The 17,861-nt window shown below is 75.7% G+C and carries 15 protein-coding genes; 4 read left to right on the top strand and 11 right to left on the bottom strand.

The annotated features are described in order from the left end of the window. Positions 1–65 precede the first annotated feature (65 nt). The 10 genes from AC1UE5_RS23455 to AC1UE5_RS23410 all read right to left on the bottom strand — a co-directional run bounded on the left by AC1UE5_RS23455 (position 66) and on the right by AC1UE5_RS23410 (position 13,911). Positions 66–989 carry a glycosyltransferase family 2 protein gene (locus tag AC1UE5_RS23455; RefSeq protein ID WP_482928185.1) on the bottom strand — a complete coding sequence of 308 codons (924 nt, stop codon included), beginning with the start codon at positions 987–989 and terminating at the stop codon, positions 66–68. Further along, the gene (locus tag AC1UE5_RS23450) at positions 986–2,188 is read right to left on the bottom strand and encodes a hypothetical protein (protein ID WP_482928183.1); all 1,203 of its coding nucleotides are present in this window, start codon (positions 2,186–2,188) and stop codon (positions 986–988) included. The genes AC1UE5_RS23455 and AC1UE5_RS23450 overlap by 4 nt, the downstream gene beginning before the upstream one ends. Positions 2,189–2,194: 6 nt before the next feature. Then, a complete protein-coding gene (locus AC1UE5_RS23445) occupies positions 2,195–3,049 on the bottom strand; it encodes a class I SAM-dependent methyltransferase (protein ID WP_482928181.1) in 855 nt (284 codons plus the stop codon). After that, on the bottom strand, positions 3,046–4,167 hold the full coding sequence (locus tag AC1UE5_RS23440) for a glycosyltransferase (RefSeq protein WP_482928179.1): 1,122 nt from the start codon (positions 4,165–4,167) through the stop codon (positions 3,046–3,048). The genes AC1UE5_RS23445 and AC1UE5_RS23440 overlap by 4 nt, the downstream gene beginning before the upstream one ends. Before the next feature lie 1,186 nt (positions 4,168–5,353). Beyond that, positions 5,354–6,823: a phospholipid carrier-dependent glycosyltransferase gene (locus AC1UE5_RS23435; protein WP_482928177.1), complete on the bottom strand. Its 1,470-nt coding sequence runs from the start codon at positions 6,821–6,823 to the stop codon at positions 5,354–5,356. After that, complete coding sequence (locus tag AC1UE5_RS23430) at positions 6,823–9,618, bottom strand: coiled-coil domain-containing protein (RefSeq protein ID WP_482928175.1); 2,796 nt, start codon at positions 9,616–9,618, stop codon at positions 6,823–6,825. Before AC1UE5_RS23430 ends, AC1UE5_RS23435 begins: the two co-directional genes overlap by 1 nt. A gap of 7 nt (positions 9,619–9,625) precedes the next feature. Continuing rightward, positions 9,626–11,146 (bottom strand): polysaccharide biosynthesis tyrosine autokinase, encoded by a 1,521-nt coding sequence (locus AC1UE5_RS23425; protein ID WP_482928173.1) that lies wholly within the window; start codon positions 11,144–11,146, stop codon positions 9,626–9,628. Between the two features lie 139 nt (positions 11,147–11,285). Continuing rightward, positions 11,286–11,459 (bottom strand): hypothetical protein, encoded by a 174-nt coding sequence (locus AC1UE5_RS23420; RefSeq protein WP_482928171.1) that lies wholly within the window; start codon positions 11,457–11,459, stop codon positions 11,286–11,288. A 96-nt stretch (positions 11,460–11,555) separates the two neighbouring features. Beyond that, positions 11,556–12,476, bottom strand: coding sequence for a CAP domain-containing protein (locus AC1UE5_RS23415; RefSeq protein WP_482928169.1), 921 nt, complete (start codon positions 12,474–12,476; stop codon positions 11,556–11,558). Between the two features lie 655 nt (positions 12,477–13,131). After that, positions 13,132–13,911 (bottom strand): fumarylacetoacetate hydrolase family protein, encoded by a 780-nt coding sequence (locus AC1UE5_RS23410; protein WP_482928166.1) that lies wholly within the window; start codon positions 13,909–13,911, stop codon positions 13,132–13,134. Positions 13,912–14,001: 90 nt separating this feature from the next. Between AC1UE5_RS23410 and AC1UE5_RS23405 the strand changes: the two genes are divergently transcribed. Next, positions 14,002–15,102 (top strand): HD-GYP domain-containing protein, encoded by a 1,101-nt coding sequence (locus AC1UE5_RS23405; RefSeq protein WP_482928162.1) that lies wholly within the window; start codon positions 14,002–14,004, stop codon positions 15,100–15,102. Here the strand turns inward: AC1UE5_RS23405 and AC1UE5_RS23400 are convergent. Beyond that, positions 15,099–15,503: a hypothetical protein gene (locus tag AC1UE5_RS23400; protein ID WP_482928158.1), complete on the bottom strand. Its 405-nt coding sequence runs from the start codon at positions 15,501–15,503 to the stop codon at positions 15,099–15,101. The genes AC1UE5_RS23405 and AC1UE5_RS23400 overlap by 4 nt on opposite strands. A 119-nt stretch (positions 15,504–15,622) precedes the next feature. On the opposite strand from AC1UE5_RS23400, the gene AC1UE5_RS23395 reads away from it, so the two are divergent. From AC1UE5_RS23395 to AC1UE5_RS23385, 3 genes are all read left to right on the top strand, one after another. Further along, positions 15,623–16,168, top strand: a complete 546-nt coding sequence (locus AC1UE5_RS23395) for a dihydrofolate reductase family protein (protein WP_482928155.1) — start codon at positions 15,623–15,625, stop codon at positions 16,166–16,168. A gap of 10 nt (positions 16,169–16,178) precedes the next feature. Further along, positions 16,179–16,586, top strand: a complete 408-nt coding sequence (locus AC1UE5_RS23390; protein ID WP_482928153.1) for a YciI family protein — start codon at positions 16,179–16,181, stop codon at positions 16,584–16,586. A 61-nt stretch (positions 16,587–16,647) separates the two neighbouring features. Further along, positions 16,648–17,844 carry an RNA polymerase sigma factor gene (locus tag AC1UE5_RS23385; protein WP_482928151.1) on the top strand — a complete coding sequence of 399 codons (1,197 nt, stop codon included), beginning with the start codon at positions 16,648–16,650 and terminating at the stop codon, positions 17,842–17,844. The last annotated feature ends 17 nt before the right edge of the window (positions 17,845–17,861 follow it).

The raw sequence follows: 17,861 nt of genomic DNA, 5'->3' as shown, positions 1-17,861 counted from the left end.
GCGGCGCCCGCCGCGCGCCTCCCCGGGCGCGCGGCGGGCCTTCGCCTCTCGCGCGTGCGCGCGCGTCAGTGCGGGTGCAGCTCGGGGAGGGGTCGCGCGCGGAGGGTCCACTGGACGCGGCCGCGCCAGCCCTCCTGGGCGTGGAGGCCGCGGAGGAAGGCGACCGTGCGGGGGTCGAGCGGGGCGCGCTCGGCGCGGGCGCGGCGGAGCATCCCCGGCAGCGCGCGGATGCCGCCGACGAAGTCGCCGACCTCGCGGTGGCGCACGGAGCGGACCGCGAAGAGCGGGACCTTCACCAGCGCCTGCCGCGCCGCCAGCCCCGCCGGCAGCAGGCGGTAGGGCATCACGACGTTCGCCGGGACCGCGTAGCGGTAGATGCGCCGCGCGCGCTCGGGGTGCTCGACCACGGCGTCAGGCTCGTACCGCACCCGGTAGCCGAGCGACATCAGGCGCCAGCACAGGTCGAGCTCCTCGACCTCGCGGTGGTAGCCCTCCCAGAAGCCGCCGAGCTGCGCGAACAGCGCCCGCCGCACGAGCCCGCCGCAGCCCACGAACGTCGGCACGTCGAACCGGCGCCCCTCCCACTCCTCCACATCCAGCGGGTAGAGCCACAGCGCGGTGCGCTTGGTCTCCGGGTCGACGACGCGGAAGGCAACCGCGCCGATGTCCGGTGCTGAGGCGAGGGTGGCGACGGCCGCGGCGAGCGCGCCGGGCTGGAGCATCGCGTCGTCGTCGAGGAACAGCAGCGCGTCTCCGGTCGCCAGCGCCGCAGCGGCGTTGCGCCCGCCGGCGACGCCCAGGTCGCGTGCCGAGGAGCCGAGGCGGACGTCGACGCCGGCGGCGCGCACCTCCGGCGGCGCCTCGACCGCCGCGCCGTTGCCGAAGAGCACGAGCTCGAGCGGCCGGTGCTCCTGCGCCGCGAGCGACCGCAGCGCGTCCTGCACCACGTCGTCGTCGCGGTTCGTGATGACCACGGCGCTGACCTTCATCCCAGGTACCTCTCCGCCGCCGCGCGCGCCTGCGCGCGCGGGACCATCGGGCGGTAGCCGCTGCGGCCCCGCGTCTCCACCACCTGCAGCCGGTCGAGCGGCAGCGCCTGCAGCCACGCCGCGCTGTCGCCGTAGTCGAACATCGGCACGCCCGGCACCAGCTCGGCGCGCAGCTTGAACCCGCCGCCGCTCGCGTCCCACACGATCGCGCCGTAGTCGCGGATCGTGCGCGCGACGATCTGCAGCAGCATCGTCTCCCGCGCGTCCCGGCCCGCGATGCTCCGCGGGTCGAAGTCGGCGGGGAAGCGGAACGTCGCGCCCATGTCGATCGGGCTGTCGCGGAACGTGCAGCCGCCCTGTCCGTAGCAGTCGGTCCGCTGCGCCGGCCACACCCACGAGTACTGCGTGTGCCCGTGCGTGTTGAGCCCGAGCGCGTGCGGGATGCGCGCGTCGTCGAAGTCCCCGCGCTCGTACGCCGCGACCGCCGCCTTGATCTCCGTCTCGCGGATCAGCCCCGCGTACAGCGGCAGGCTGCTGCCGGTCGCGCCCCATCCGTGGTGCGACCACTCGAGCGACCGCACGAACCGGTCGCGGAAGTGCCCCGGGTCCTTGCGGATGTCGTGGATGTAGCCGCCCCAATCGGCCTCCCAGTTGCCGTCCGCCAGCCGCCGCGCGTTGTTCAGCTCGACGTACTGGCCGGTGTCGGCGACGAGGATCGCCAGGTGCCCGTCGGCGCCGGTGCCGGTGCTCGGGTCGGGAACGGCGTGGTCGGGGATCGGCCAGCCCCTGCCGTTGACGCCGCGGTGGACGAGGAACCCGAGCACCGCGCCGCTGTGGCGCTCGCCGTTGCGCGGGTCGCCGCGGTCGGCGCGCCGCCCCTGGAGGTAGATCCGCCGCCGTGGCAACCCCTGGTCGGACCGCACGACGTAGAGCGGCGTGGTCCACTGCTGCTGCTCGATCCCCATCCCGAACTGCTTCTGGTCGACGAGGTCCGCGACGAGCTTGGCGCTGTCGGCCCGCACGCGCGGCTCCCGGCGCGAGTCGGCGAACGGCGTCAGCCACGGGCTCGCCCGCTCGATCCGCGTGCGGCCCTCGCCCTGGTCCCCCGGAGCCGCCGTGAAGGCCACGAGCGCGACCCCGCCCAGCACCGCCAGCACGACGCCGATGCGCACGAGGGTCTGTCGGCGGCTGCGGACCACGCCGGCTCAGGCGGTGGCGACGAGCGTGTAGTGCAGCGGCCGGAACGCCGCGGGCGGGCGCTCGCGGTACGGCGCGGCGAGGTGCGGGTGCACGTCGGCGAGGTACGCCGCGTCGAGCTCGAGGTCGCAGATCACCTCGGCGTGTGCCCACCCGGCGGCGCGCGCGGCCGCGACGTGGTCCTCGGCGAGCAGCCGGTTCGGCGCGCCCGGGAAGCCGAGCAGGCGGTCGTACACGCGCGGGCTGAACCGGTACATGCTCAGCGGGTCGCGCACGTTGAACGGGCGCGTGTGCGTGCGCCCGTCGATCCAGTGGACCATCCGCGCGCCGTGCGCGGCGGTCCGCCGCAGCGCGCGGTACGTGCCCTCGACGTCGTCGACGTGCTCGAACGTCGCGTTGCTGACGATCGCGTCGTAGGCGCCGTTCGCCAGCTCGGGCAGGTCGGGGAACGTGACGAGCGCGCGGCGCAGCTCCGCGGCGCCGCCGGGCAGCCCCAGCTCCTCCGCCACCTGCGCGTGCACGGCGTCCACGCCGTCCATCAGCACGTCGAACCGGTCGATCGCCAGGTACGAGCGCGCGCCCTGCTCCAGCGCGAGCAGCCCCGTCACCAGGCTGAAGCCGGGCCCGACCTCGAGCACCCGCGCGCCCGCGAAGTCGATGCCGCCCGCACCCGTCCACCGCTCCAGCACGCCGCGCGCGTACGCGAGCTCCTCCTCCGCCGACGCGGCGGCGACCGGCCGGGGCGTGCGGTAGCCCTGCACGGCGTGGCGGACCGCGTTGGCCGCGCCCAGCGCGAAGGCCGACGCCTTGAGCACGCGATGGCTCGGGCGGGGCCGGTAGACGGCGGTGCCGATCGCGCTCACTGCCGGACTTCCTCCAGGACGGCGGCCACGTCGCGCGCGAGCGCGTCCCACGTCAGCCGGGCGCGCACGCCGGCGCGCTTGGGCGTCAGGTCGGGGGCGTCGTCACGCGTGGCCGCCGCGACCGCCGCCGCGAACGCCGCGGGGTCGTCGCCCGCGACCACGACGCCGGGCCAGTCGCGCACCTCGCGCAGGCCGCGCAGCCCCTCCTCGGTGGTGACGATCGTCCGCCCGGCGGCCAGGTACTCGATCAGCTTGTTGCGCGGGCCGCCCGCGAGAGCCGCCTCGGCCGGGTACGGCAGCAGGCACGCGTCGGCGTGGACGATCCACGGCGCGAGCTGGGGCACGAACCCCTCGTAGGTGAGCCCGCGCGCGGGCGGCCCGTCGCCGGAGCCGAGCACGTGGACGGTGACGCCGGACTCGCGCGCGGTCAGCTCCTCGGCGACCGCCTGGAGGAACCCCATCGCGCGCGTGTTGGCCTCCAGCTCCTTGCCGCCCGGCATCGTCGCGACGACCCGTCGCGCGCCGTTCGTCCGCCGCGGGTACGGCGTGCCGTTGCGCCGCCGCCCGCCCTTGCTGCCGTCGAGCAGCGCGGGCGTGATGCCGTTGACGACCACCTGCGGCTCCGCGCGCGGCCGGTGGAGCCGGCGCAGGTCGTCGGCGACCTCCTGCCCGGCGGCGATGATCGCGTCAGCGCGGCGGGCCATCGCCCGCTCGGCCGCGAACGAGCGCGCGCCCGCGGCCCGCAGCCGCGCGGCCTCCGCGCCGGACTCCGTGCGCGCGTACCCCAGCCACTCCATCGAGGGGATCGAGTGGAAGTCGCAGACGACCGGCACGCCGGGAAGCTGCGCGAGCAGCGCCGCGGTGCCGCCGCGCGCCTCGTGGCCGTAGACGACGTCGGGGCGGAACGAGCGCGCGGCCTGCCGGACGGCGCCGACGTACGGGCGCAGGCTCTTGCGGTGCGTCGACCATGAGGGCGCGTAGTCGACCTTGGCGCAGTCGACGCCGACCATCGCGACCTCGACGCCGGCGTTCGCGAGGCCGCGGCCGAGGTGGAAGGGCCGCAGGAACTGCCCGAAGGGCTGACCGGAGTCCAGGTTGGAGACCAGGAGGACCTTCACGCGGCGACGCTAACCGATCCCATCGCGCCGTTGGGAGAAAGTGGTCCAACAGACGTCCATCTGGGTGACGAACGGCCAGATCGAGGCCGATGCCACGAGGGAATGCGCTCCTTCGCCGCCGCCTTCCTCTCCCTCCTGCTCGTGCTCTCGCCCGCCGTCGCCGACGCGAAGAAGAAGCGCAAGCGCCCGCTCCAGGGGCCGGTTGCGGCCAAGACCGCGCCGCAGCCGTTCATGCAGCTCGCGCCCGGCAACCCGTGGTTCACCCCGATCCCCGCCGCCGCGCCGCTCCTCCCCGCCGCCACCCAGCGCGAGCGCCGCGCCGAGTTGCGCTTCCTGCTCGGCAAGGGCGCCGGGATGGAGCAGCAGCGCTGGTCCGCGACGCTGTACCACGTCTTCCGCGACGGCCGCATCCGCGACAGCCGCGGCAACGACCTGTGCCGCGGGACGTTCGCCCGGCCCAGCGGCGGCCTCGAGGACCTCGACGCGGGCATCGACGGCAAGGGCTGGCCGGTCGGGCCGTGCCTCAAGCCGGAGGCGGAGGAGGGCCACCTCGCGCTCTACAGCCCGGAGACCGGCGCGTACGGCGAGTTCTACGGCGCGAAGGTGGGCGGCGGCCGCATCTCCTACGGCTACGGCGGCGCGATGGCCGACGCGCGCGCGCAGCAGACGCTCTCCACCGAGGCGCACCCGTGGCTCGGCGGCACCGCGAGCGGCGGCCCGCTAGCGGCCTTCACCATCACCGAGGCGGAGATCCGCCGTGCGGTCGCGCGCTACCAGGCGGGGGACTACGCGAACGCCTACGTCCCGCACGTCCTCGGCTACGAGGCGTGGCGCCACACCGCCAACACGTGGGAGTACCCGGCGACGAAGACCGACTTCATGGGCACCGGCCCCGGCAAGGTGCCCGAGTACGGCGTCGGCGTCCCGGGCGGCGCCGGCCACGGCCATGGCCCGCTGCCGATGGGCGGCCTGTGGCGGCTGGACCCGCGCATCGACGTCCAGCGCGAGGTCCGCGGCGACGGCACGGCGCGCGGCGACATGCTCGCCCGCATCGTCGCCCGCACGCTCCAGCGCCACGGCGCGACGATGACCGACCAGACCGGCGCGGGGTTCGTGTTCCTCGCCGAGCAGCCGACCGGCGACCGCTTCGACTACGGCCACACGGGCACGAACGCGGTGCCGTGGGTCAGCCGTCTGCTGGAGCAGGCGCTGGATCGCGACTGGGTCCAGTTCCTGAACGCGGGGCGGCACCTCGAGGTCGACGAAGGCGCACCCGCTCCGGCAGGCGCGTACCGCCCGCCGCGGTAGCGAGCGCCGCCCCGACCAGCACGCCGCCGCACAGCAGCAGCGGCACGAGCGGGACGAGGTAGCGGATGATGAACTCCGACGTCGCCGCCGAGCCGACGAGGATCGCGAGCGCCATGCCGGCCAGCGCGAGCCCGTCGCCCGTCCCGCGCACCGACGGGCGCAGCGCCGGCACGAGCCAGGCCGCCGCCGTCGCGAGCACGAGCAGCGCGACCAGGCCGAGCAGCCACCGCGGCGTGTGGATCACCGACGCGTAGGCGCGGAGCGCCCCGGCAGGCGCGCGGACCCGCTGCTCCGTGCCGGGGAACAGGCGCTCGAGCTGCGCGGGCTGGATCTGCGTCCGCTGCGGCGCGGACGGGAACGTGATCGCCGAGTCGGACTTGCCGAGCGAGCGCGTGCCCGGCGTGAAGTAGCGCAGCAGGTCGAGCCCGACCATCTCCGCGTACGCCCCGGGCCGCGCGCGGATCGTGTCGCGCGCGAACGCCCGCAGGGCGGCGTCGGCCTCCGCGTGGCGCGGCCCGTCGACCGGTCCGAACGTTCGCACCGCGGGGGAGCGCGGGTGCCAGACGTAGAACTCGGCGCCGCGGTGTGGGCGGTCGGCCGGCTCGCACAGCCCGCGCGCCTCGGGCGCGACGTCCATCTTCGTGCAGTCGGCGATCTCCGCGACGCGGCCGTAGAGGAACCAGCCCGACGACTGGTTGAGCCCGAACTTCCCGTCGACCTGGTGCTGCACGGCGGCGTAGCCGAGCAGCGGCAGGGCGACCGCCGAGAACCCCAGGGCGACCGGCCGCACGCTCCGCTCCCGCACCGCGACGTACAGCAGCCAGACGGGGATGGCGAACAGCGCCGACGTGCGGACCGTCACCGCCGCAGCGAGCAGCAGCCCGCTCCCGGCCAGCGCGGCCGGCGCGTCGCGCACCGCGACGAGCAGGTACGCGCTGCCCGTCAGCAGCACCGCGAACAGCGCGCTGGGCAGGACGTGCTGCTCGAGGACGAGCAGGTACGCGTCGAAGAGGACCAGCGCGGCGACGCCCAGCGCCGCCCACCGCGGGACGCCGCGGCGCAGCAGCAGCGCGTACGCGAGGACGCCGGTCACCAGCCCGAGCACGTGCTGCACCGCGACGAGGGCGGTGAGGCTGCGGCCGGGGATCGAGACGAGCTCGATCAGCACGCCGTAGCCGCTCGGCCGGTCGACCGCCATCCCGACCAGCGCGGAGTCGTACGCCATCCGCAGGTACGCCCACGAGTCCATGAAGAACAGCGCGGGCGTGAACGCGACCATCGTGGCCGCGCGCAGCAGCACGGCGAACGCGAGCACCGCGACGAGCGCGCGGTGCTCACGTAAGAGCACTACCGCACCGTCGCCGAGCGGTGCGAGCGGCGGTACGGGAGCGGCGCGCCCTCGGGCATCTCCCAGCCGTCGGCCCGGCAGGTGCCGCAGAGGCCGATCTCGCCGTGGATCGTCCAGCCGCTGGTGGCCAGCTCCTTCTCGGAGCCGACCTGCAGCGTCCGCGAGCACACGGTGCAGCGGCCGGGTGAGGAGATGAACGGGCCGCGCCGGCCGCGGCCGATGCGCGGGCCGCGGCGCTTCTTCGCGGGCGCCTCGTCGCCGGTCACCGTCACCCGCTGCGCCTTGCGCGGCTGGGCGGGCGCGATGCGCTTGTCGCGGTCCTGCGGCACCGCGGCGGCCTGCGGCGCGGGCGCCTCGCCGGCGTGCGGCGGGTCGTCGTGGTCGTCGGGCGCGTCGTCGTCGGCGATCGCGTCGACGTCGTCGGCGGACGCGTACTCCAGCTCGCCGGCCTCGGCCGCCTCGGCGGCGGCCTGGTCGCCCCCGAGCACCGCCTGCAGCCGCTGCTCGAGCGCCTGGCGGCGGTGCCGCTCGGCCTCGCCGTCGGCCTGCACCTCGGAGAGGAGCGCCTGCACGTCGGCGAGCCGCCGCTCGGACGCCGCGATCTCCTCCAGCCGCCGCTCGGCCTCGGCCTGCAGCTCCTGGCGGCGGCGCTCGGCCTCCGCGTGGGCCCGCTGCTCGGTCTCGATCACCGTCTGGATGCGCTGGTCGAACGCCTCCATCATCCGGCGCTCGGCCTCGGCGATCTCCGCGGCGCGGCGCTCGTCCTCGGCGGCCAGGCGGCGCGCCTCGGCCTCGGCCTCGGCGCGCTGCGCGCGCTCCTGGTCCAGCTCGGCGGCCAGCGCGTCGTTGCGGACCTGCGCCTGCTCGAGCGCGGTCTGGCCGGCGGTGCGGATCTGCTCCAGCGCGCGCTCCTGCTCGGCGCGCAGCTGCTCCAGCGTGCTGTGCTGCTCGCCGCGGAGCGCCTCGATCGCCGCCTCGCGCTCGCTGCGCAGCCGCTCGATCAGCTCCTCGCGCTCGATGCGGGCGGCCTCGACGACCCGCGCCCGCTCCGCGCGCTCGGCCGACAGCGTCTCCTCCAGCTCGGCGCGGACCCGCTCCAGCGTCTCCTGGTGCTGGGCGCGCTCGCCGGCCAGCGCCTCGGCGTGCGCGGTGCGCTCGCCCTGCAGCGTCTCGTTGGCGCGGCCGCGCAGCTCCTCGATCGCCTGCGCGTGCTCGGCCCGCTCGGACTCGAGCGCGGCGGCCAGCTCGTCGCGGCGGCCGGTGAGCTCCTCGCGCATCGCGTTCATGCGCGCGGTCAGGTCGTCGCGCTGCTCGGTCAGCCGCGCCTCGGCCGCCGCGGTCAGCTCTGCGATCCGCCCCTCGTAGCCCTCGGTCAGCTCGCCGATCCGGCCCTCGTACGCGGCCCGCTGCGCGGCGAGCGCCTCGTCGCGCGCGCCGTCGGCCTCCGCGACCCGCTGCTGCAGCGTCGTGGCCCGCTCGCTCGTCGCCTCCAGGTCGCGCGTGAGGCGCTCGACCTCGCTGCGGGCGGTGGCCAGCTCACGCTCGACCTCGACCCGCCCGCGCAGCTCGCGCTCGACCTCCGCGCGCACCTCGGCGACGCGGCGCTCGGCGTCGACGCGCAGCTCCTCGCGCTGCTGCTCGCCCTGGCGGTGCGCCTCGGCGGCCTCCTGCAGCCGAGCGTTGAGCTGCCCGGCGTGCTCGCGGAGCCGCTCGGCCTCGGCCTCGGCCTGCGCGACGCGATCCTCGGCCTGCTCGAGCTGGCCCGACAGCTCGCCGGTGCGGACCTCCATCTCGGCGGCCAGCTCCTGCGCGCCCTGCTGCACGGCGGCACGCTGCTCGCGCTCGGCGCCGAGCACCTGCTCGAGCTCGGTGGCCCGGCGCGTCTCGGCGCTCAGCGCGGCCTGCGCCTCCTCGGCGGCGGCGCGGGCCTGCTCGACGGCCTGCTCGGCCTCCATCCGCGCGCGCAGCTCCTGCGCGGCGCGCTCCTGCGTCTCGACCAGCCGGTTCTCCAGCTCGGCGCGGGTCTCCTCCCGCGTGTCGACCGCCTCCTCGGCGGCGCGGCGCGCCTCCTCGACCGCGGCGCGGGCGTTGCCGAGCTGCGTCTCCAGCCGCTGCGCGTGGTCGGCGGCGGCGGCGAGGTCCTGCTCCAGCGAGGACGCCTTGTGGATCTGGTCGTCGCGCTCGGCGATGAGCGTCGCGATGCGCTCCTCCAGCCGGGCGCGCTGGGCGCGCTCGTGCTCGCTGTCGGTGCGGGCGGCGTCGAGGCTGTCGCGCAGGTCCTCCAGCCGGCGCTCGAACTCGAGCCGCTCGTCGGCCAGCCCGGGCCGCGCGCTCGGGGTGGGTGCGGCCTCGGCCACAGGAGCCTCCTGCTCTTCGGGGTCGGGATGCTGCTCGACGACGGCCTCGGGCTCCGGCTCGGCCTCCTCGGCTTCCTCGGCCGGCTCGGCCTCGATCTCCGCCGCCGTCTCCGCCTCGGCCTCGGACTCCGGTGCGGTCGCGGCTTCCGCCTCGGCGGCCGCCTCCACGACGGCCTCCGCCGGGGTCTCCTCCGCCGCCTCCGGCGCGCCGGTGGTGATGAGGATCGACTCGCTCGCCGACGCCTGCACGAGCGGTGGGGACACGCTGAGGCCCGCGGCCTTCAGCTGGCCCTCGGCGTGCGCGCGGTCGCGCAGCGTCGAGGTCCGGTACCCGAGGAGCTGCATCAGCTCGCTCGCGCTCTTGCGGAGCTCGCCGCCGGCGGCATCCACGGCTCGGCGCACCTCCTGCTCCGGGTGCTTTCTCGTCAGGAGACGCATGTCGTCTTCACCTCGTAGTCACCTGCTGGGCGCGGCCGTTCGCCGCGGGCGTTGATGCTTCGTCCCGGTCCTTGAGGTACCGGTCGTACTCGGCGTCGCGCCGGGGCGCGACGAAGTTGGCGACGACCCCCACGAGCGGCGCGTTCGTGCGCCGCAGCGTGTCGCGCAGCTGGCGGACCTCGTCGGCCGTGACGCGTCCGACCCCCGTCACCACGATCACCGCGCCGACCTGGTCGAGCAGCGGGATCGCGTCCGAGACCACCGACGGCGGGGGCGCGTCGATGACCACCAGGTCGTAGCGCGCCTCGGCCTCGGCCAGGAGCGCGCGCATGCGGTTCGAGTCGAGCAGCTCGCTCGCGTGGGCGCCGGCCAGGCCGGCGCTCAGGACGTCGAGCGTACCCGTCTCAGGCGCGCCGGCCGGCGCGGGCAGCTCCCGCACCGCCTCCGCGAGCTCGCCCTGGCCGAGCAGCAGCTCGGCGAGCCCGTCGGCCGCCGGCAGCCCGAGCCGCCGCGTGACCGCCGGGCGGCGCAGGTCCGCCTCGACCAGGAGGACGTCGCGGCCGCTCGCCGCGACCAGCGCGGCGAGGTTGAACGCGACGGTGCTCTTCCCCTCGCCGGGACGCGAGGAGGTCACCAGCAGCGAGCGCACGTCGCGATCGCCGCCGACGACGAAGTTCAGGTTCGCGCGCAGCATCCGGAACGCCTCGGCGTCCCGCTCGGGCAGCGCGCCCGGCATCTGGCCGCCGGCCAGCGCGGCGGTGCGGGGGATCGACGCCAGGAGCGGGGAGCCGAGCAGCTCCTCGGCCTGGTGCCCGTCGGTGATGCGCGTCGTGTCGCGCCGCAGCAGGAGCGCGACGAGCAGCCCGGAGAGCGCGCCGACGCCCGCGCCGATCAGGCCGAAGAGGACGATCGGCTGCGGCTCGGCGTCGCCGCGCGGCGCGGCGGTCTGGAGGAGCTGCGCGTCCGCGGGCTCGACGTCCGACAGCGTCCGGAGCTGGGTGGCGCGGTCGCGGATGCGGGCGACCTGCGCGGTGTCCGGCTCGGGCTGCTGCTCGAGCAGCGTGGCGCGCTGCTCCAGCGACGTCGCCAGGTCGGCGAGGCGGGAGCGGACGGTCGCGCGGCGGACGTCGAGGTAGGCGCGGGCGTACGCGTCGGCGATGCGCGCGGCGAGCGGGTGGCTGTCGGCCTCGGCGGTGATCGTCGCCAGCGACGAGTCGCCCCGCACGTCCGTCTCGACGTCGTCGGTGGCGCGCTCGGCCGGGTCCGAGATGCGCGCGGCCTGGAGCCGCACCGCGGCGCGGCGCTGGACCGCGTCGGAGTCCAGCAGCGCGGCGGCCGTGCGGTGCTCGAGCACCGCATCGCCGGTGGAGCCCTGCCCGGCGGCGACGTCGGCGCCGGCGTCGGAGGCCGCGATCAGGACGCTCGCGGTCGCCGCGTGGCGCTCCTCCTGGAGCAGCGCGAGGACGACCCCGGCCGCCGCACCGATCAGGACGCACGTCCCGACGATGGCCAGCAGCCGACTGAGCATCCGTGGCCTTCCTCGCTCTCCGGTCACCTCCCTTGGGAGCTATAACCGGTTCGAGACACCGGATGCAAGGTGTCTTTTCGGGACACGCGCGGCCCGCCCGGATCGCCGTGTCCGAGCCGGATCTGGGCCGTTCGGCGCCTTATGCGACGTCGCGGGTGGCCGAGCGCGCCTGCGCCAGCGGGACCACCGGCGCGAGCGGTGCGAGGTGCACCGCGCGGCGGCGGACGTGCGCGGAGTAGGCGAGCAGGGACGACGCCACCCCGGCGGGGATGAGCACGACCCAGACCACGAGCAGCAGGACGAGCACTTCCATGGTGACCCCGGTTCGGCGCCCGCGTCCCTCCTCCTGGAGCGCGGGGCGTCCGGACTGGACGCATGGATGATTGCACGGGCTCCGGCGACTGCGGTCCTATGGGCGCACCCCGAAGTTCGCGGTGTACGTCGCGGCGCGAAGTCCGAGGCGCATCGGCGCCCGCGGGACGACGCCGATCCCGACCGCGCGGTACCGCCGGCGGAGGATCACGTCACGGTGCACGGTCGACCCCATCCAGGCGGTCACGATGGCCCGCGGCGTGCGCAGCGTGCCCGACCCCAGGCCGATGCACTCGCCGCCCGGTCCGCCGTAGCCGGCCGCGCGCAGGCGGTTCGCCAGCCGCGGCCCGCCGCGACGCGCGTGGGCGAGGTAGCCCCGCACGACCATGTCCCGCGTGTGACGCCGCGCGGACACCGACAGGCGGCGGCTCGGGCGGAGCGGCGGGAGCGCGTGAGCCGCCCGCTCGCGGGCGATCAGGCAGCGGACCGCGCGCTCGGCGCGCTTGACGGTGCGCCGCGTGGGCCGCAGGTTCGCGTCCGCGCACTGCCCGTCGCGTCCGGCCGCCCCGGCCCGCGCGGCGACCGCCGCCCGCGCCCGCGCGCCGAGCTTCGGCGTGACCCGCGTGCGGAGCGTCTTGAGCGTGCGCCCGCCGCTCTGGCAGTCGCCGCCGAGCAGGTCGATCCGCACGTCGTGCGGCCCGCCCCGGCGGTAGGCGTACGCCAGCGCGAACGTGCCGGTGCCGTTCGGGGCGAGCGGGCCTTCGCGCGGCGGGCCGCCGTCCTCCTCCTGGCGGCAGGCGAGCGCCCCGATGCGCGCGTCCTCCTCGTCGAAGTCGGCGACGATGCCGGAGACCGGCACCTGCCCGGAGGCGGTCCGGACGGTGAGGTCGGTCTCCTGGCCGACGAGGGGCTCTGCGACGGTCTCGATCGCCCCGGCCGCGGGGGTGCCACCGCCGCCGCGCCCGCCACCGCCGGTCGTCGCGTCGCCGCGGATGGCGGCGAGCAGGCGCTCGAGCACCGCGGGCGCGGGCTGGAGCGTGATGGGCCGGTCGAGCCCCTCGGCACTCCCGGCGGCAGACGTCGCGACGAGCCGGTAGTGGATCGTCCGGCCCGCCGGGAGCCCGGTCAGCGTCGCGGAGACGACCGCCGGGGCGACGCTCGCGGGCAGCTCGACCTCGGGCGCCGTAGCCGGTCGTCGGCCCGTACTCGAACGCGTAGCGCGCCGACGCGGTCCCCGGCACGACGAGGCCCGTGACGGTCACGCGGTCGCTCCCGACGTCGCGGGCGCTGCCGGTGTACGAGACGGGCGGGACCGGGATCGGAGCCGGGAGCTGCGGCGTGCCGCCGCCCCCGACCACCCCGCCGCCTCCGGGAAGCGGGATCTCGGTCCCCACCCCCGGCGGCACCCCGCCCGGCAGGCCGTCGACGATCTCCCCTACGGGATCGCCGGGCAGGGTCGGCAGCGGCGGGACCGCGCCCGTCACCGACCCGATCACCTCAGGCACGGACGGCAGATCCGCCCACGCCGGCGCAGCGGCGGTGAGCGTCCAGCACACCGCCGCGGCGCACACCCCCAACAGCCGTGCGCTCATGGCGGCACGCTGCTACCCCCGCCGCGCCGCACCAATAACAGGTGTTACGAGAAACGTGTTCGGGTTCCGTTCGAAAGCACCTCAGGCGACCTGGTGCTCGATCGCGCCAAGCCGTTCCACCTCGATCCGGACCGTGTCGCCAGACGCCAGGAACCGCGGCGGGTCGAGGAACTCGCCGACCCCCGACGGCGTGCCGGTGAGGATGATCGCGCCGGGCTCGAGCGTGCACGTCTCGCCGATGAACGCGACCAGCTCGTCGACGCCGAACACGAGGTCGCTCGTGCGGCTGTCCTGGCGCAGCTCGCCGTTCACCCACGTCCGGAGCCGCAGGTCGCCGGGCTCGGGGACCTCGTCGGCGGTGGTGATCCACGGGCCCCACGGGCAGAAGCCGTCGGCGCCCTTCGCGCGCGTCCACTGCGGCTCCGACCGCTGCAGGTCGCGGGCCGAGACGTCGTTGGCCACCGCGTACCCGGCGATCGTCCCGCCCGCGCCCATCACGATCGCCAACTCCCCCTCGTAGTCGAGCTGCTGCACGACCGCGGGGCGGTGGAGCGGCGCGAACGGCGGCGCGGACGACGACGGCAGCTTCAGGAAGACGACGGGCTTGGTGGGGACCGGCCGCCCGCCCTCCTCCGCGTGGGCGCGGTAGTTGAGCCCGATGGCGAACGTCGCGGGCGGCCGCGGGACCGGCGCGAGCAGGGTCACGTCGGCGAGCGGAAAGGCCTCCCCGCGCGCCGGGGACCGGTCGTTCTGCGCCAACTTGTCGAGGATGGTCCCGGGGAGGGAGACGACGTCGGCGCCGCGGACCTCGCCCGCGCGCGGGACGTCGCTGCCTGGCGGCAGGAAGGTGCACAGCCTCATCGGCCGCGAGCATGGCAGACGCGGGGCGTCCACCATCCGGCCGAGCAGCGTTCAAGCGGGGTTCCGGCGTGCCGATGAACGAAGGGTCAGATGCGCCTCGTCCCTCTCGCCTCCATCGCCCCCGGCGCGACGCTCGGTCAGGACGTGCACGTCCCCGGCGACGCCGGTCCGCCGCTGCTGCGGCGCGGCATCACGCTGGACGCCCGCTACGTCAAGGCGCTGCAGGGCAAGGGCGTCACGTCGGTGTGGATCGAGGACGCGCTGAGCGAGGGCTTCGTGCCGCAGCGGGCACTGACGCCCGAGACCGAGCGGCGCACGCTCGCCGCGGTCGGGAACGCGCTGAGCTCCGCGAGCGACGCGCTCGCCGCGGGCCGCGGGCTGTCGCCCAAGGCGGTCGAGGAGCTGAGCGACGTCGCGCTGCTCATCGCCGAGGAGGTCCACTCGGCCCCCGACGTCGCGCTCCACCTCGCGGACATGATGGGCGCGGACAAGTACCTGCTGCAGCACATCATCGACGTGACGGCGCTCGGCACCGTGCTCGCCGCGCGGCTCTTCCGCCAGCACGGCTGGGTCGACTTCGACGGCCGCCGCCGGCGCGACAGCGTCGACCCGCGTCTGGCGAAGATCGCGCTCGGCCTGCTGCTGCACGACATCGGCAAGCTCGCGATCCCCGACGAGATCCTCCAGAAGGAGGGGCCGCTCGACGAGCGCGAGTGGGCGATCATGCGCACCCACCCCGCCCAGGGCGCCAAGCTCCTCGGCGACAACGTCTCCTTCCTCATCCGCGCCGTCGTCAAGCAGCACCACGAGCGCTGGGACGGCACCGGCTACCCGGACATGCTCGCGGGCGACCAGATCCACCAGTTCGCGCGCATCGCCGCCGTCGCCGACGTCTACGACGCCGTCACCTCCGACCGCGTCTACCGGCCGGCCAAGAAGCCGCACGAGGGCGTGACGATCATCGAGCAGGGCGACGGCACCGACTTCGACCCCGAGGTCGTCGCGGTCTTCTCGCGCGTCGTCATGCCCTTCCCGCCCGGCTCCGAGGTGACGCTGGCCGACGGCCGCGAGGGCCTCGTCGTCGACGTCGACGCCCGCCACCCCTACGAGCCCACGGTGCGCGTGCTCACCGACCTGGGCCGGGTCGAGGAGATCAAGCGCGCGCTCCTCGCGGTCCCGGTCACGGTCTAGCCCCACCCGGGCGCGAGCGCCGTCCGGACGGTGGTGCCCCGCCGCGTCCCGTCCCGGCCGGTGACCGTCACGCTGACGTCCCGCATCACCGGCCCGCGCGTGGTGTAGACGCTCCCGCCGACCACGCGCGGATCGACGACGTACCCCTCGTAGTACCCGACCGGCCCACCGCCGGCCGGCCGCCGCACCGCCACCGGCACGCCCGCGACCCGCACGTCGATCCCCCGCGCCGGCCCGCGCAGCCACACCGCGACCCCCGCCCGCCGGCACGCCGAGGTGTTCGGGGTGCGGCAGGCGATCCCGAGGTACGGCGCGCGGGCGAGCACGCCGGGGTCGTGCGTCCGGGCGGCGTCCGCGGAGAGGGCCGCGATGACCGTGACCAGCGTGAGGAGCTCGTGCACCACGTGCCCGTCCTACGTCGCCGGGGCGGCGAGAGGTCCGTTCCACCCGAGAGAAGAGCGGCAACGCGCCAAGTACCAGGCGGTTGTCGAAAGCCGCGCGCGCCGTTCGAGGTGGGGACATGAGCACGCTTACCGTCACCGCCTTCATCACCCTCGACAACGTCGTCGAGGATCCGCACCTGTGGTCGTTCGACTTCCAGAGCGAGGACACCGGCGCGTACAACAACAGCGTCCTGCAGCCCGCCGACGCGATGCTGCTGGGCCGCACGACCTACGAGGGGTTCGCCGCCGCGTGGCCTGAGCGGTCGGGCGACCCGTACACCGACAAGTTCAACGCGATGCCGAAGCACGTGGTGTCGACGACGCTCTCCCAGTCCGACCTGACGTGGAACAACTCGCACCTCGTCGAGGGCGACGTCGTCGAGCAGATCCGCGCCCTGAAGGCCGAGCAGGACCTGCTCGTGTGGGGCTCGGCGGGGCTCGTCCAGTTCCTCATGCGGCACGAGCTCGTCGACGCGTTCGAGCTCCTCTACTCGCCGATCACCCTCGGCAAGGGCGTCCGGCTGTTCGACGACACCGCCCGCCACGACCTGCGGGTCGAGCGCGCGACCCAGCTCAGCGGCGGCATGCTCGCGCTCCGCCTGGCGACGGCCGCGAAGGCGTAGGGTGCCGGCCATGCGCTTCATGCTGATGGTCTACTCGGGGGAGTTCGAGGGCGAGCCGCCGCTCGAGGCCGTCGAGGCGATGCAGCGGTTCAACGAGGAGCTGCTGCAGGCCGGCGCGCTGCTGTCCGCCGACGGGCTGATGCCGCCGAAGACGGCAACGCGACTCGACTTCCCGGAGCGGGGCGGCAAGCCGACCGTCACCGACGGCCCGTTCAGCGAGGCCAAGGAGCTGATCGGCGGCTACTGGATCATCCAGGCCGACTCGCAGGAGGAGGCCGTCGCCTGGGCGGAGCGCGCGCCGCTGTGGGGCGGATCGATCGAGGTGCGCCGGATCGGCGAGGCCGAGGACTACTCGCCCGAGCTGCAGGAGGCGCGCCGGCTGTCGTCGGATCCTCCGGAGCAGACCGTCGCCGAGTAGCACCCCCGACGCCGCCACGCCCGCGCGGATCGACGCCATCTGGCGGATCGAGTCCGCGCGGGTGATCGCGACCGTCGCGCGGATGGTGCGCGACGTCGGGCTCGCCGAGGACCTCGCGCAGGACGCCGTGGTCGCCGCGCTGGAGCAGTGGCCGCGTGAGGGCGTGCCTCCGAACCCGGGCGCCTGGCTCACGCAGACCGCCAAGCGCCGGGCCATCGACCACCTCCGAAGAGGCTCCACCTTGCAGGACAAGTACACGCAGATCGCGCACGCGATCGCGTCTGAGCCGCCCGACGACCTCGCCGCGCAGGCCGACGAGGCGGAGATCGGCGACGACCTGCTCGCGCTGATGTTCACCTGCTGCCACCCGGTGCTGCCGACCGAGGCGCGCGTCGCGCTGACGCTCCGGATGCTCGGCGGGCTCAAGACGCCGGAGATCGCGCGGGCGTTCCTGGTGCCCGAGCCGACGCTCGGCCAGCGGATCTCCCGCGCGAAGCGGACGCTCGCCGACGCGGGCGCGCGGTTCGAGGTGCCGAGCGGCGCCGAGCTCGCGCCGCGGCTCGCGTCGGTGCTCGAGGTCGTCTACCTGATCTTCAACGAGGGCTACTCGGCGACCGCCGGCGACGACTGGATGCGGCCGACGCTGCTGGGCGAGGCGCTGCGGCTCGGACGCGTGCTCGCGCGGCTGGCGCCGGACGAGCCGGAGGTCCACGGGCTCGTGGCGCTGATGGAGATCCAGGCCTCGCGCCAGCACGCCCGCGTCGGGCCGGACGGCGCGCCGGTGCTGCTGGCCGACCAGGACCGCGCGCGGTGGGACCGGCTGCTGATCGGCCGCGGCCTGCGCGCGCTGGAGCAGGCGGAGGCGTGCGCCAAGCCCGGCGGCCCGTACGTCCTGCAGGCGGCGATCGCGGCCTGCCACGCCCGCGCGCTGCGCTTCGAGGACACCGACTGGGTGCGGATCGCGGCGCTCTACGAGGCGCTCGCGCAGGTCGCGCCCTCGCCGGTGGTGGAGCTCAACCGCGCGGTCGCGCTCGCGCAGGCTTTCGGCCCCGACCTCGGCCTCGCGGCGGTCGACGCGCTCGTCGCGGGTGGGGAGCTCGACCGCTACCACCTGCTGTGGTCGGTCCGTGCGGACCTCCTCGAACGCCTCGGCCGCGGCGACGAGGCGCGCGCGGACTTCGAGCGCGCGGCGGAGATGACGCAGAACGCGCGGGAGCGGGAGCTGCTCCTCGGACGCGCGGCGGCGCTTGCGCGCTGACCGCGCCGCACCGCCTC

The sequence above is a fragment of the Parviterribacter multiflagellatus genome (genome assembly GCF_056863265.1).
This window is presented reverse-complemented; position numbering and strand designations above follow the sequence as displayed.